We start from the raw sequence: 13,435 nt of genomic DNA, 5'->3' as shown, positions 1-13,435 counted from the left end.
ATTGAGCACGGCATCGACGAAAATCATGGAAGCCGCCCGGTCGTGCCTGCTGTCCGAGGGGTACGCCAGACTCTCCACACGCAAGGTGGCCGACCAGGCCGGCGTCCCACTCAGCCAGATCCATTACCACTTCGGCGGCAAGCAGGGCATGGTCCTCGCCCTGCTCGCCCACGAGAACGCGCGGCTCGTCGACCGGCAGCGCCAGATGTACGCCGCGTCCGAACCGCTGTGGCGGCGCTACGAGCAGGCGTGCGAGTTCCTCGACGACGACCTCGCCTCCGGTTATGTGCGCGTGCTGCAGGAGATGATCGCCGCGGGCTGGTCCGACGCCCTGGTCGCGCAGCGGGTGCTCGCCATGCTCCAGGGCTGGATGACCCTGCTCGAAGAGGTCGCCGGCGAAGCCGAAGCGCACTTCGGCTCGCTCGGCCCCTTCACCGCCGCCGACATCGCGGTCCTGGTGGGAACGTCGTTCCTGGGCGGCGAGGCGATGATCCTGCTCGGCGACGACGCCTGGACCGAGCGGGTCCGCACCGCCCTGCGCCGCGTCGGCGACCTCATCCGCGTGTGGGAGACCTCCTCGCCCGCGTAACCGCAGCTTGACCGGCGACGCCGTGCAACCGATGCTCAGCGGCCCTCATTAGGCCTGGTGTCGCTCGATGGCAGACCGCTTCCTCTCGACTACCGGCTTTCCCAACTCGACGACATCGCCGAAGCGATGAGCACACGCAGAACCTTCATCGCCGCGGGCGCCTCCGAACTCGCCGCTGACCTTGTTAGCCTGCTCGTCCACTGACCCGGACAGCCGACACCACAGACGGTGACCTACTTTGACTCGCCGATGTGCCGGTGTCCGCCCGGCGAACCGGACGGACACCGCTGTACGCGATCGGTTTGCTGCTCGTCAGCTCCAGGCGATCGAGAAGCTGTTGTCCGTGAAGGCGGCCGAGCCGCTGGTCCCGCTGATCTCGAAGCCGAACTGGGCCTCCCCCACGGTCACGTCACCCCACCAGCCCTGGGTCCGCAACCAATTCATGATGGCGCGGATGTCGACCGTGCCCGAGTTGGTCTTGCTGGTACGCAGGAACGAGAACACCGCGTTCGCCCCGTTCGAGCCCCGGTAGATGTTCCAGGTGTGCCCGCCGAGGCTGACGTTGCGGAACGCGGGCACGGCCCCGTTCGCGTCGTACTGCTCGGCGATCGGCCCGACGTTGCCGTTCCAGTTCATCCACAGCATGACCTCGTACGCCCAGTTGTCGGCCCAGATGTCATAGGTGGTGGAGTAGTCGCCGCTGCTGGGCACGCTGACGTTGAACGAGCTGGTCAACGAGGCCAGCGAGCTGACGGTGCGGTTGACCGAGCCCTTGACGGTGTGCGGGTACGACTTCACACCGGAGGTCATCGGGTGGTTGGCGATCACGCCCCAGTTGGTGCCGGAACGCGCCCACACGGTCTGCGGCCCCGCGCCGGAGCCCCAGATGTTGTTGTACACCGTGAATCCGTTGTTGTTCCAGGTGTCCCACTGGCCTGACGCCGACCATACGGCGTCGGACGGCACGCCGGGTGTGCCGCTGCTCGGCGAGGGCGTGACCGAACGCGACGGGGACGGCGAGGGCCCGGCGGTGCGGGTCGGCGTGGGTGAGCCGGAGACGCCGCCGGTGCACGTGACGCCGTTGAGGGTGAAGCTCGCGGGCACGGGGTTGCTGCCCGTCCACGAGCCGTTGAAGCCGAACGACGTGGTCGCGCCGGTGGACAGCGAGCCGTTGTAGTCGACGTTGCGGGCACTGACCGCCGCGCCGCTCTGGGTCAGCGCGGTGCTCCAGTACTGCGTCACCTGCTGGCCGGCCGAGTAGGACCAGGCGAGGGTCCAGCCGTTGATCGGGTCGCCGAGGTTGGTGACGGCGACGGAGGCGCCGAACCCGCCCGGCCACTGGTTGGTGACGGTGTAGGCGACGCGGCAGCCGGTGGCCGCGTACGAGGGAAGTGCCGTGATCACGCCCGTGCCGACGGCGGCCAGGACGGCCGCGGTGAGCGCCGCGGCGGCGGAGGTGCGTCTGCGCATGACTTGGTGACCCTTCGTGAGTCGGTCGCCGACGGGGTGTCCGGCCGGTCGGCGCGCTGGCGCTGCCCTGGGCCCGGACCGGAGCGACCTGGCGGGATCACCGTGGCGACACATTTAAGTTTATCGTATTAACAAACTTAAGGGCTCGGCTCGGCGAGGTCAACCGGCACGGCATGCCCGATCGCCCGCGCCGCAGGCCGGGGTTCGTGTCCGATGGAGACATGTGCCATGTCCGACAGTTCGGCATTGACACTTATGAGTCACCGACGTAGCCTCCGTTGCGGAAAACGCTTTCCGCGCCTGGAGCCGCCGATCACCCCGGTCGCGGGCAGTCCCCTGATGGAAGGAGGCACAATGCGACCCGAGGTGGCACACGCCCGCAACGGCCGCCGATGGCGCCTGCCGCTGGCCGGCCTCGTGACGGCGGCGCTGGTCGCCGTCGGCACGCTGGTGTCCGGCGGCACCGCGCAGGCCGCGACGATCGACACATCGGCGACCTACGTCCTGGTCAACCGGCACAGCGGCAAGGCGATGGACCTGTGGAACTGGTCCACCGCCGACGGCGCGCCGGTCAACCAGTTCACCCGCAACGACTTCGCCGTGCAGCAGTGGCGCTTCGTCGACGTCGGCAGCGGCTACTACCAGATCCGCTCCGTGCACAGCGGCAAGGTGCTGGAACTGCCCAACGCCGGCGACGGCATCCAGCTCGTCCAGAACACGGCCGCCGGCGGCAACACCCGCCAGCACTTCGGCGTCAGCGACTCCAGCGGCGGATACGTGCGGTTCGTCAACCGGCACAGCGGCAAAGCCGTGGAAGTGTGGAGCTGGTCCACCGCCGACGGCGGCATGCTCTCGCAATACCAGGACCTCGACGGCTACAACCAGCAGTGGCAGCTCGTCAAACTCGGCTCGGGCGGCGGCACCGGCTGCGGCAGCGGCTCCTTCCACGCCGAGGCGGTGCTCAGCGGCTCCACCTGGACCGCCCGCAACGGTTCGAGCACCGTCTACACCGGCTCCGACCTGCGTTCGGCCGTGCAGGCGGCGGTCAACAGCCTGACCTCGGGCCGCACGTCCAAGCAGCGCGTCGTCGTACGCGGCTCCGGGTCCATGAGCGCCAACGCGCGCATCTCGCTCCCGAGCTACACCACGATCGACGTCTGCGGCACGATCAACGTCACCGGCACGGGCAGCGGCGACCAGGCGCCCATCTACTCGCGCGGCACCACCCAGGTCGAAGTCCAGCACCTCAACCTGACCGGCACCCCGCTGTACGGCGTCTTCATGCGCAACGTCACCGACGTCGTCCTCGGGCAGCTCGACATGCGGCTGTCCGCCGGTCTCGGCGTGCGCATCGACAACCGCGGCGACACCAGCCAGTGGACCCGCAACGTGCGCATCGACAACGTGTACGTCTCCGGCGCGAGCTCACACGCCGTGGAGACGTACGGCGTCGACGGTCTCACCGTCGGCACCGTCACCGCCCGCAACGTCGGCGAGTCCGGCCTGCTGCTCAACCAGACGATCAACGCCACCGTCGGCACCGTCGACGCCGAGAACGCGGGAGCAGGCACCGGATACGCCGCGTTCCGCATGGCCAACCGCAACGGCCGCATCGGATCGGCGTACTCCACCAACATCCGGGTCGGCACCGTCCGGGCCCGGGGCGGCGGCCGGGGCATCTTCTGCGTGTCCGAGAGCGGCGGCGCGGCCATCGACCGCGTCGACATCGCCAACACCGGCAACAACGCGATCCTGATCGAGAACTGCTACAACGTGAACATCGCCGCCGACGGCGGCACCATCAGCGGCGGCGGCGAGATCCGGCTGGCCGAACGCACCGAGTTCGCCGGCAACCGCGACCTCACCCTGCGCAACTTCACCCTGGTCAACAACCGGATCGTCGAGAATCCCTGCGCCGACAACCTGACCATCACCAACATCACCCTCAACAACTCCACCATTACCCGCTGCTGAAACGAAGGAAGGGCACCTTCTACAACGCGTGGCGATGTGAAGGTGCCCTTCCTTTCCGTGGGACGGTGGCGGGTCGTGCGTCAAGCGTCGATATACGACACATCGGGCGCGGCGTGTCAGGGCGCCGCCGAGTGGGCGGCGGCGGCACCATCGAACGTGTGAGCCGCGCTGGACAACCCGCCGTCGACGTCGCCGAGCAGCTCGACTACTACCTCGTCTTCGCCAACGTCCGGGCTCGCGAACGGTCGCTGCCGCCGGAGGGCATCGTCGTGGAGGAGTTCGTGCTGCGGCCGGACGGCACGGCGTCCGCGCTGGACAGTGCGGGATGGACCGCCGTCGGGCGCAGCTGGTGGAGCGCGGCGGCGTTCAGCCGGGGCCTGCGCAGCGACACCCGCCTGCAGGCCAGGGTCACGCCCGTGGACCGGGCCGGCGCGAATGCCGCATACCGGCTGCTGGGCGGCGGCGAACTTGGCCCGGAGCCGGAACTGCGCCGCCACTTCCTCGACCGGCTCGACCTGCCCGACCTCGCCCCGCTGTCGCTGGTGCCCGCGCAGGCCACCGGAGAACGCCGCGTCTACCGGGTGCTGCTCGCCGGAGATCTACCCGACCACGGGCTCGCCGCGCTGCGCAGCGGGTGGCGGATGCAGCCGTTCGACCGCCACGACGACAGAGCCCACCGCATCGCCGGGCGCACCCGGCGCACCCTCGACGGGCAGACCGTGACCTGGACGCTGCGCCGCATCGGCGCCGGCGCTGCCTGGGCCGTCGACCTGTCCACCGACCGCGCCACGGACGCCCCGGACCCCGAGCTCACCGAGCTGCTCGGCCGCCTGCGGGCCGACGCCCGCGGACAGGGTCTGATCCCCGTCACCGTGGAACGTCTGCGCTGACCACATCGCGCGGTCTTGATCACTCCGGGTATGTTCGTCGGTGCCCTGACCGGGCGCTCAACGGCGTTCGGCAGCAGCCGGGACCACGCCGCCTGACCTGACGGCGACGGAGGACGACGTGTCGATACTCGATCACCTGGCGACGGCGGCAGGCTGCCTGGGCCAAGGTGATACCCCGAAGGACGCCTCACCCACGGAGACGGTCTGCATAGGGGCCGCCGGAATCGCCTTCTCGCTGCTGTTCTTCCTGTTCGCACCCGACGAGCGCAAGGTCGCCGGCAGAGTCCTCGGCACCGCGGTCGTGGCCATCTCGATCGGCGTACTCGTCCTCGGCATCGCACGGACCGCCATGTGCTGACCAGTGACTCACCCCAGACGACCACCTCCGAGCAGCACGAGTATCGTCTCGCCAACCCAAAGCCGTGACGGAGTGAACCCGATGCCCTTCACCAACTACTTCCCAGCCTTGATCGCGGGCCTGATCATCGGACTCGCGTACAAGAAGCGGGGCGACATCGGCCCGGCCGCGAGCAACCTCGCGCTGGCCGCGGGCATCTCGATGGTGCTGAACAGCGTGCTGGTGGCGACGGGCATCTCGTTCCTCGACGACATGGCCACCGACTGGGCTTCACTGGGCCAGGAGGTGCCGTCGGCGTGGCGGATCGCCCAGAACGCGCTCACGCCGTTCTCGGCGGTCCTGGAGGTCGTCGCCATCGCGCTCCTGGCCGCAGCCGTGTTCGTGCCGCGGTCCGCTGCGCCCGCCTCGCAGCCGACGTCGCCGGCGGCCGTCGAGCCGTAAGCGACGGCGGCGCGGTCTCAGCGGCAGTCCGGCCGCACGCACCCCGTTTCAGGCACGCGTCAGACCCGCGTCAGCGCTCGCCGCCACCGTCGTGTCCAGGTACGACACGACACCGCTGCTGACGATCTGCCCGGGGTGCAGGCCCAGCATCGCCAGCACGGCCTTGCGGCGCAGCCCCGGCACCGGCCGCACCGCGCCGGCCACGACGACCTCGACCGAGCCCAGCAGCCTCACCTGCATCCCGCCCACCTCCTGTGTCGCACCAGGAAAGCAACCCACCATGAGGGACGGCGGGCGGCAACCGGCGGCCGCGCGTTGTCGGAAACGGCACAGTCGCGGGGCGGTCCGGACGCGGCGGCGACCGGCGGTAGGCTCACGGCCCGTGAGGGAGACCGTGACCTACGTGCACATGACCGACCAGGACCAGTTCCGCCCCGCGGCCGCGGTGCCCGGCCTGGCGCTGGCACCGCTCGACCGGCGTTCGCCGCTGGTCGTCGAGCTGCAGGCCCGGATCGGCGCACCCTACGGCTGGGGAAGCGCGGTGCGCACCGCGCCCGAGTGGGAGCTGTGGTTCGCGCGGCACCCCGACCGGGCCTTCTGGCTGCTGTCCCACGACGGCAAGCCGGCGGGACTGCTCGCGTGCGATCTCCACCCCGACGACGAGGTGGAGATCGACACGTTCGGGCTGGTGCCGGAGTTCGTCGGGCGAGGGCTGGGTGGGTACGCGCTGACGCTCGCCGTCCGGCAGGCGTGGAACCTGACCCCTGCGGTGCGGCGGGTGTGGCTGCACACGTCCTCGGTCGACCACCCGGCCGCGCTGCCCAACTACCACCGCCGCGGCTTCAGCACGTTCAAGGTCGAGGAGGGCGAAGGGGCCTGAGTCACCGGCCGGGCTCGTGGAACCGTCGCAGCGGTCAGCTCGCGGCGTAGCGGTTGACCGCCGGGCGCGCGAGCCGGGGTTCGGTGTCGGGGAACGAGCCGTCGCCGAACAGCACGCGTGCCGCCGCCGCCCGGCCGGCCCGGCCGCGCAGCGCGGCCACCGCCGCCTCCGCGGCCAGCGGTGACCGCACCCCGGCGAGCATCCGGCGCAGCAGCAGCCGGCCCCGGAACCGGCCGCGCAGCGCGGTGCCGTCATACCGGCGCAGTTCCCGCTGGTCGCCAGTGCGCAGCCAGCCCGCGGCGACCGACGCGGCCAGCTCCGACATCCGCAGGCAGGGGTCGAGCCCGCCTGCCGTCAGCGGGGACACCGCACCGGCCGCGTCCCCGACGAGCAGCCCGGCCGGGTTCGCCAGGCGGCGCAGCACGCCGCCGACCGGGATCGGGCCGCCGCGCCGCTCGACCGGGCCGGTCGGCTCGGCGCGGCCGGGCGCGCCGTCGGCGAACTCCTCCAGCAGGTGGCGCACCCCGGCCCGCATGGCGTCCGGGTATCCCGCGACCCCGACGTGCGCGTGGTGGCCGTCGTCGATCACCCAGCCCAGATAGCCCGGGGCGACGCGCGGGTCCAGCACGCAGTGGAACGCCGGGGTGGTGGTGCCCGACGCGATCGGGTGAACCAGCTCCGCGCCGACGAGCAGGCTGCGGTTGACGTCCAGGCCCAGGTCACGGGCCACCCGGGAACGCGCGCCGTCCGCGCCGACGATGAACCTGGCCCGCACCGGTTCCGCACCATCCAGCCGTACGACACCCGCCGACGAGCCGTCGTAGCGCACGCCCAGCACGATCCGCGCGCCCGCGGACTCGGCCGCGCGGCGCGCGTGCTCGTAGACGCCGGGCATGTCGGCGACCCGGTACTCGTCGCGGTCGCTGGCCAGCCGGATCGGATCGCGCCGCGACGGCGGATACAGCAGCACGTCGCGAACCCCGGGGCCGAGCAGGTGGTCGGGCAGGTCGAAGTCTTCGAGGGTACGCCGCACGAAGATCCCCGTCGTGCGGATGCCCGCCGACAGCGACCTGCGGCGGTCGACCACCATCACGGTCAGCTCGTGTCGCGCGAGCAGGCGGGCGGTGTGCAGGCCGGCCAGACCGGCACCGACGACCAGGACATCCACTGTATGCATACCTAGAGAAGCTAGGTATTGAAATCGTCCCGGAACGGTCTCATCACGCTACCCGCCCGCGATCTACACAGTCTCGTCACACCTGCGCCGGATCGCTCTCCGGGAGCTGGAGATAGACCCGGGTCCAGGGCTGGTCGTCGAGCAGCCGCCAGCGGTGGCCGCCGCCCGTCGTGTCCTCGGCCAGCAGCACGTCGCCGGGGCCGAGCCGGAAGGTCTCGCCGTCGCGGGTGGTGAACTCGAGCGTTCCGGTGAGCGTGACGACGTACTGCCGCCGGGGCGCGTCGTGCCAGGTCAGCTCCGAACCCGGCGGGCTCTGCCGGAAGCGCGCCGCGGTGGTGGGCAGCCAGCCGGTGGCCGCGTCCGGCCCGAGCGCGCCGAGGCGCAGCGCCGACTCCTCGACGTGGGACCGGCCGTCCGGCCCGGTGAACAGGCGGACCAGCCGGATCATGTCAGCACCGCCGTGGCCTCAGGGTCGCTGTCGGCCAGCCACCTGCGGCCCAGCCGGGCGAGTTCGCCGCGGCGGCGCAGCGCCTGCTGGGCATAGTCGATCCGGTCGGCGAGCGCGGCGTCGTCCAGCGCGACGGCGACCGCCAGCAACTCGGAGGTGATGCCGGTCTGCACGATCCGCAGCGCCGGCCGGTCGGCGACCATCCGGCGCAGCACGGGCTCCAGCTTCATGAAAGCGCCGATCGTGCCGTGTTCGAGGTCGTCGAGCGCGGTGCGGATCTCGGAGTAGGCGTACGCCTTCACCGCCCCGACCCTGCCCGCGGCGAGCAGCCGCTCGGCCACCGGCTGCGACGTGTTGCCGCTCGGCCACCGGCTGCGACGTGTTGCCGCTCTGCACGCCCAGGGTCAGCCCGCGCAGGTCGTCGCAGCCGCGCACCCCGGCCGTGGCCGCGGCCGCCAGGCTCTGGCCGGACCGCAGATACGGCTCGCACCACCGGGCCAGCGTCTTGCGGTATTCGGTGACCGTCGCACCGGAGGCGACGACGTCGATGCTCCTGCCCAGCTCGGCGAAGATCCCGTCGAAGTCGGACCCTTCGTAGTGGCGCACCGCCGGCGGCCGCCCGAGTTCGGCCGCGACCGCCGCCATCCAGTCGAGGTCGAAGCCCGTCGGCGGCACACCCGCCACCTCGAACGGCGGATCAGGGAACGCCGACCCGACCCGCAGCGGCACACCTGGCACGTTGTCCAAGATATGCCGATCCGACCCAGAGCATCCCGCTATCGGGGTTCTCTGGGTCAAGACGCGGGCGGCAGCGTGATCCGCAGGAACTGCGTGTCGAGCGTCCCCGCCGCGCCGGTGGTGCCGCTGACGAGCCACAGCGTGCCGCCCGAACCGGGCTCGACCGTGAGCAGCTGGCCGTAGGCGCCGACGAGCACCGCCTGCACCTCGGCGAGCAGGCCGTCGCCGTCGAGAACGGCCCGGTAGAGCCGCGAACTGCCCGCACACGCCACGTAGCCGACCTCGCGCACGAAGACCAGGCCTCCGCAGCCGCCGTCGTACGCCGCGAACGTCTGCTGCGGCGCGACGAACCCCGGCGTCTCGCAGCCGGCACCGGACTTCGACTCGGTGCCCTCGCATGCCGGCCAGCCGTAGTTGCCGCCCTTGACGATCAGGTTCGTCTCGTCCGTGAGCCCGTCGCCCGACTCCTGCACCCACAACCTGCCCCGCGCGTCGAACGCGAGCCCCTGCGGGTTGCGGTGGCCGAGGCTCCAGATGTAGCCGCCGAACGGGTTCCCCGACGGCACCGTGCCGTCCGGGTTGAACCGCAGCACCTTGCCGGCCAGGCTGCGCTGGTCCTGCGCCAGCCTCGGGTTCCCGGCGTCGCCGAGGGCGGCGTACAGCTTGCCGTCGCGCCCGAACCGCAGCCGCCCGCCGTTGTGCAGCTTGCCCCGCGGGATGCCGACGACCAGCGACTGCATCGAGCCGCCGTCCAGCTCGTCGCCGCGCAGGCGCAACCGTACGATCCGGTTGTCGGTCGCGGTCGTGTACAGCACGTAGATCCAGCGGTCCCGGGCGAACGTCGACGCCACGGCCAGGCTCACCAGGCCCCCGTCGCCACCCGCGCGCACCCCGCCGGGCACCGTGCCCAGCGGTGTGACCTGTCCGGTACGCGGATCCATCCGCACGATCTCGTACGTGTCCCGCCGGCCGTAGAGCACCGACCCGTCCGGCAGCTCGGCCAGCCCCCAGACGACACCGGTGTCCTTGCCGACCGGGGTGATCGCGCACAGCAGCGTGCACGCCGCGCCCGCGGTCACGTCGACCCCGGCGCTGCGCGACGAGGAGTTGCCCTGCCCGTCACGGGCACTGACCTGGTAACGGTGGCCGGCCGACGCGGGCACCCCGAGGTCGATGAACGTGAACTGCGGGCCGCCCCCGCCCCCGACCGTGCCGACCTTCGCCCCGTCCCGGAACACGTCGTACTCCGCGACCCCGACGTCGTCGGTGGCCGCGTCCCAGGTCATGGTGACCGTGGTGCCGTCGGCGGTGGCCTTGACCCCGCCCGGCGTGCTCGGCGCCTTGGCGTCCGCGCCGCACGACGGCGGCGTCACCGAGACCGCACCGCCGGCCGGGGACACGTTGCCCGCCTCGTCCCTCGCCTTCACCGCGACGCTCCAGGTGCCGGCGGGCACCTCCGTGATGACCACCGACAGGGCCTTGCCGCCCACACTGGCGACGACCTGACCGTCGCGGTGCACCTCGTATCCGGTCACCTCGGTGTCGTCCGTGGACCCGGACCAGCTCAGCGCGATCGACTTGCAGGTCGTCTCCCCGATGCTGAGCCCGCCCGGCGCGGACGGCGGCCGCACGTCCGGCGGCGGCTCCGGCCACCGCCACACCAGCACGGCAAGACCCACGACCGCGATCAGCAACAGGCCGCTGACCAGCCGGGAGCCACCAGAAGCCGACTCGACCGGCGACGGTGCGACGGGTGTCATTGACGGAATGTACAAGCCCGACACCGCGCACACCAGACCTCGCCTACGCAGACCATCCGGCAGCGGCTCGCGCGCGGGGCCACGCGGCGCAGGCGCGGAGACCCCGACCCGGGGCCGGCCGGAACGCCACCCACCGGCGTTCGCGTGATCGGCGGGGTGTCGCACCGGGCGGCTATCCTCCGCATACCGCCTGGCCACGCAGGCCGATGAAGGAGCCCGCACCATGCAAGACGACCTCGCCGCCGACGCCACGGCAGCCGCCCCGATCGTCGACCCCGCGCACGCCCGGCCGCACACCACCCGGGACGAGTACCGGTCGGCCGTCGAGCAGGCCCGCGCCGCTGCCGCCGCGTACTACGCCGGTGAGCAGAACCTGCTCGACGACGCGGACTACGACGCGCTGTACGCCCGGATCGTGGCCAGCGAGCGGGAGCACCCGCAGTGGCGCACCGGCGACTCCCCCACCGCGGTCGTCGGGACCGTCGGCGGCGACGTCGAGCACAGCTCACCCATGCTCAGCATCGGCAACGTCTTCAACAGCGAGGGCCTGCGCGACTGGGCGGCCAAACTCGACCGGACCCTCGACCGCCCGGTGACCCGCTACACCGTCGAACCGAAGATCGACGGGCTGGCCATCGCCGTGCGCTACACCGAGGGCCGGCTCGTGCAGATCGCCACCCGCGGCAACGGCTACACCGGCGAGGACGTCACCAGCCAGGCCCGCCTGATCGCCGGCCTGCCACAGCGCCTGTCCGCGCCGGTGACCATCGAGATCCGCGGCGAGGTCTACATGACCGACACCGACTTCGCCAAGGGCTGCGACCTGCGCCTCGCCCACGGTGAGCCGGTGTTCGCCAACCCGCGCTCGGCAGCCGCCGGATCACTGCGCGCCCAGCGCGTCTACGACGTCCCGCTGTCGTTCATGGCGTACGCCGCCCACGGCGTGCCCGCCGAACACGCCCACAGCCACTCCGCGGTGATCGAGCACCTGGGCACGCTCGGCGTCGCCACGACCGCGCAGTCCTCCGCCGGGCTCGCCGTCTGCGCCGACATCGACGAGGTCACCGCCGCCGTCGCCGCGCTCGGCGCACGCCGCGGCGAACTCGGCTTCGGCATCGACGGCGTCGTCGTCAAGGCCGACCTCACCACCGACCAGGACCAGGCCGGCTACTCGACCCGGGCGCCCCGCTGGGGCATCGCCTACAAGTTCCCCGCCGACACCCGCACCACCACCCTGCTGCGCATCGACGTGCAGGTCGGCCGCACCGGCGTCATCACCCCCGTCGCCGTGCTCGAACCCGTCCAGGTCGGCGGCGTCGTGGTCACCTCAGCGACCCTGCACAACTTCACCGACCTGCAGCGCCGCGACGTACGCGCCGGCGACACCGTCTACATCCGTCGCGCCGGAGACGTCATCCCGGAGATCACCGGCGCGGTGCCCGACGCCCGGCCTGCCGACGCGGAAGCGTTCAGCCCGCCGGAGCACTGCCCGCGCTGCGGCGGCGACATCGACCGCAGCAACCTGCGCTGGCGCTGCGCCCGCGGCCGCGCCTGCGGCGAGAAGGCGACACTGCTGTACTACACCAGCCGCGACGCGATGGACATCGAAGGACTCGGCGACAAGATCCTCGACGCGCTGCTCGCCGCCGGCCACATCACCGACGCCGCCGACCTGTACGCCCTCGACGTGCCGACCCTGGCCGCGATGGACCGGCTAGGCACCGTGTCGGCCACGAACCTGGTCAACAGCATCGCCGCGACCAAGACCCGGCCGCTGTCGCGCGTGCTGACCGGGCTGGGCATCCGGATGACCGGCCGGACCCTGTCCCGCCGCATCGCCCGCCATTTCGGCACCATGGATGCCATCCTGGCCGCGACACCCGCCGAGTGGGAGCAGGTCGACGGCATCGGCAGCGAACGCGCCACCGTCATCCTCGCCGAACTCGCCGAGGTCGCCCCGCTCATCGCCAAACTCGCCGCCCACGGCGTCAACATGACTGAACCGACCGGCGCCGTCTCCACCGCTGCCACCAGCGCGGAGACGTCTCTGCCGCTCCGCCGCCCCGACGGCTCCCCGATGACCGTCGTCGTCACCGGCTCCGTCCCGGGCCTGACCCGCAACCAGGGCAACGAAGCCGTCGAAGAACTCGGCGGCAAATCCTCCGGCTCGGTCTCCTCCAAAACCGACTTCGTCGTCGTCGGCGACGGCGCCGGCTCCAAAGCCACCAAAGCCGCCGACCTCGGCCTGCCCATCCTCAACGCCGACAAGTTCGCCCAACTCCTCACCGCCCACCGCACCGGCGACCACACCACAACCACCGAAATCCTCACCACCCTCACCCCGGCCTGATCCACCCCTTCCGCGTCGATCATGAACTTATGGCACGGCTCGACGGCGAGTCGCTGCCACAACTTCATGATCGACGCGGGCACGGCAGGCGGTGTGCCATTGCCACGGTTCGTGGTTCGGTGATCGTTGTTTCTGGACATGATCTGCGGCCCTACCCCAGGTTTTTGACCAGAAACGGCGATCATCGCCGTAGCCCCGATAAGACGGCCGGCCGGGCTACAGGTAACAAAAAGGGCCCCGTGGCAGGGGCCCGAATAGACGCGGCGTTGACAAGGTGCCCTTAAACGCGTCAAGGCCCGACCATGATGGTCGGGCCTTGAACAGCGATGTTTGTCCGGCGGTGTCCTACTCTCCCACAAC

The 13,435-nt window shown here is 71.4% G+C and carries 14 protein-coding genes and 1 pseudogene; 8 read left to right on the top strand and 7 right to left on the bottom strand.

Annotated elements, in window-relative coordinates:
- Window position 1 precedes the first annotated feature (1 nt).
- Together ACFQO7_RS11110 and ACFQO7_RS11105 are read left to right on the top strand one after the other, a co-directional pair.
- Window positions 2-589, top strand: coding sequence for a TetR/AcrR family transcriptional regulator (locus ACFQO7_RS11110; protein WP_376806275.1), 588 nt, complete (start codon window positions 2-4; stop codon window positions 587-589).
- A gap of 57 nt (window positions 590-646) precedes the next feature.
- Complete coding sequence (locus ACFQO7_RS11105; RefSeq protein ID WP_376806274.1) at window positions 647-793, top strand: hypothetical protein; 147 nt, start codon at window positions 647-649, stop codon at window positions 791-793.
- Window positions 794-901: 108 nt separating this feature from the next.
- Here the strand turns inward: ACFQO7_RS11105 and ACFQO7_RS11100 are convergent, their stop codons facing one another.
- Window positions 902-2,059, bottom strand: a complete 1,158-nt coding sequence (locus ACFQO7_RS11100) for a glycoside hydrolase family 12 protein (RefSeq protein WP_376806273.1) — start codon at window positions 2,057-2,059, stop codon at window positions 902-904.
- Between the two features lie 354 nt (window positions 2,060-2,413).
- Between ACFQO7_RS11100 and ACFQO7_RS11095 the strand changes: the two genes are divergently transcribed.
- The 4 genes from ACFQO7_RS11095 to ACFQO7_RS11080 all read left to right on the top strand — a co-directional run bounded on the left by ACFQO7_RS11095 (window position 2,414) and on the right by ACFQO7_RS11080 (window position 5,722).
- Window positions 2,414-4,033, top strand: a complete 1,620-nt coding sequence (locus ACFQO7_RS11095) for an RICIN domain-containing protein (RefSeq protein WP_376806272.1) — start codon at window positions 2,414-2,416, stop codon at window positions 4,031-4,033.
- A gap of 158 nt (window positions 4,034-4,191) precedes the next feature.
- On the top strand, window positions 4,192-4,923 hold the full coding sequence (locus ACFQO7_RS11090; protein WP_376806271.1) for a hypothetical protein: 732 nt from the start codon (window positions 4,192-4,194) through the stop codon (window positions 4,921-4,923).
- Window positions 4,924-5,041: 118 nt separating this feature from the next.
- Window positions 5,042-5,281 (top strand): hypothetical protein, encoded by a 240-nt coding sequence (locus tag ACFQO7_RS11085; protein ID WP_376806270.1) that lies wholly within the window; start codon window positions 5,042-5,044, stop codon window positions 5,279-5,281.
- A gap of 81 nt (window positions 5,282-5,362) precedes the next feature.
- The gene (locus tag ACFQO7_RS11080) at window positions 5,363-5,722 is read left to right on the top strand and encodes a hypothetical protein (protein ID WP_376806269.1); all 360 of its coding nucleotides are present in this window, start codon (window positions 5,363-5,365) and stop codon (window positions 5,720-5,722) included.
- Window positions 5,723-5,770: 48 nt separating this feature from the next.
- On the opposite strand, the gene ACFQO7_RS11075 is transcribed toward ACFQO7_RS11080, so the two are convergent.
- Window positions 5,771-5,962 carry a hypothetical protein gene (locus ACFQO7_RS11075; protein WP_376806268.1) on the bottom strand — a complete coding sequence of 64 codons (192 nt, stop codon included), beginning with the start codon at window positions 5,960-5,962 and terminating at the stop codon, window positions 5,771-5,773.
- Between the two features lie 142 nt (window positions 5,963-6,104).
- Between ACFQO7_RS11075 and ACFQO7_RS11070 the strand changes: the two genes are divergently transcribed.
- Window positions 6,105-6,602 carry a GNAT family N-acetyltransferase gene (locus ACFQO7_RS11070; protein WP_376806267.1) on the top strand — a complete coding sequence of 166 codons (498 nt, stop codon included), beginning with the start codon at window positions 6,105-6,107 and terminating at the stop codon, window positions 6,600-6,602.
- Window positions 6,603-6,636: 34 nt separating this feature from the next.
- Here the strand turns inward: ACFQO7_RS11070 and ACFQO7_RS11065 are convergent, their stop codons facing one another.
- The 5 genes and pseudogenes from ACFQO7_RS11065 to ACFQO7_RS11045 form a co-directional block, all read right to left on the bottom strand.
- On the bottom strand, window positions 6,637-7,779 hold the full coding sequence (locus ACFQO7_RS11065; RefSeq protein WP_376806266.1) for an NAD(P)/FAD-dependent oxidoreductase: 1,143 nt from the start codon (window positions 7,777-7,779) through the stop codon (window positions 6,637-6,639).
- Between the two features lie 76 nt (window positions 7,780-7,855).
- Window positions 7,856-8,227 carry a cupin domain-containing protein gene (locus ACFQO7_RS11060; protein WP_361049109.1) on the bottom strand — a complete coding sequence of 124 codons (372 nt, stop codon included), beginning with the start codon at window positions 8,225-8,227 and terminating at the stop codon, window positions 7,856-7,858.
- Complete coding sequence (locus ACFQO7_RS11055; protein WP_376806455.1) at window positions 8,224-8,568, bottom strand: type 2 periplasmic-binding domain-containing protein; 345 nt, start codon at window positions 8,566-8,568, stop codon at window positions 8,224-8,226. The genes ACFQO7_RS11060 and ACFQO7_RS11055 overlap by 4 nt, the downstream gene beginning before the upstream one ends.
- A 106-nt stretch (window positions 8,569-8,674) precedes the next feature.
- Window positions 8,675-8,956 (bottom strand): annotated as a pseudogene (locus ACFQO7_RS11050) (transporter substrate-binding domain-containing protein); the annotation flags it as partial.
- 65 nt (window positions 8,957-9,021) lie between these two features.
- Window positions 9,022-10,725 (bottom strand): PQQ-dependent sugar dehydrogenase, encoded by a 1,704-nt coding sequence (locus ACFQO7_RS11045; RefSeq protein WP_376806265.1) that lies wholly within the window; start codon window positions 10,723-10,725, stop codon window positions 9,022-9,024.
- A gap of 223 nt (window positions 10,726-10,948) precedes the next feature.
- Here ACFQO7_RS11045 and ligA point away from each other — a divergent pair, with 223 nt between their 5' ends.
- A complete protein-coding gene (ligA, locus tag ACFQO7_RS11040) occupies window positions 10,949-13,075 on the top strand; it encodes an NAD-dependent DNA ligase LigA (RefSeq protein WP_376806264.1) in 2,127 nt (708 codons plus the stop codon).
- The last annotated feature ends 360 nt before the right edge of the window (window positions 13,076-13,435 follow it).

Origin of the sequence: Catellatospora aurea (genome assembly GCF_042663325.1) — a bacterium.
Lineage (GTDB): Bacteria > Actinomycetota > Actinomycetes > Mycobacteriales > Micromonosporaceae > Catellatospora > Catellatospora aurea.
Note: the sequence above shows the minus strand (reverse complement) of the source record. Positions and strands in the feature narration are given on the sequence as shown.

Coding starts and splice junctions, on each gene's coding strand:
- ACFQO7_RS11045 (WP_376806265.1), bottom strand. CDS start 10,725: ATGACACCCGTCGCACCGTCGCCGGTCGAGTCGGCTTCTGGTGGCTCC.
- ACFQO7_RS11060 (WP_361049109.1), bottom strand. CDS start 8,227: ATGATCCGGCTGGTCCGCCTGTTCACCGGGCCGGACGGCCGGTCCCAC.
- ACFQO7_RS11080 (WP_376806269.1), top strand. CDS start 5,363: ATGCCCTTCACCAACTACTTCCCAGCCTTGATCGCGGGCCTGATCATC.
- ligA (WP_376806264.1), top strand. CDS start 10,949: ATGCAAGACGACCTCGCCGCCGACGCCACGGCAGCCGCCCCGATCGTC.
- ACFQO7_RS11100 (WP_376806273.1), bottom strand. CDS start 2,059: ATGCGCAGACGCACCTCCGCCGCCGCGGCGCTCACCGCGGCCGTCCTG.
- ACFQO7_RS11075 (WP_376806268.1), bottom strand. CDS start 5,962: ATGCAGGTGAGGCTGCTGGGCTCGGTCGAGGTCGTCGTGGCCGGCGCG.
- ACFQO7_RS11095 (WP_376806272.1), top strand. CDS start 2,414: ATGCGACCCGAGGTGGCACACGCCCGCAACGGCCGCCGATGGCGCCTG.
- ACFQO7_RS11065 (WP_376806266.1), bottom strand. CDS start 7,779: ATGCATACAGTGGATGTCCTGGTCGTCGGTGCCGGTCTGGCCGGCCTG.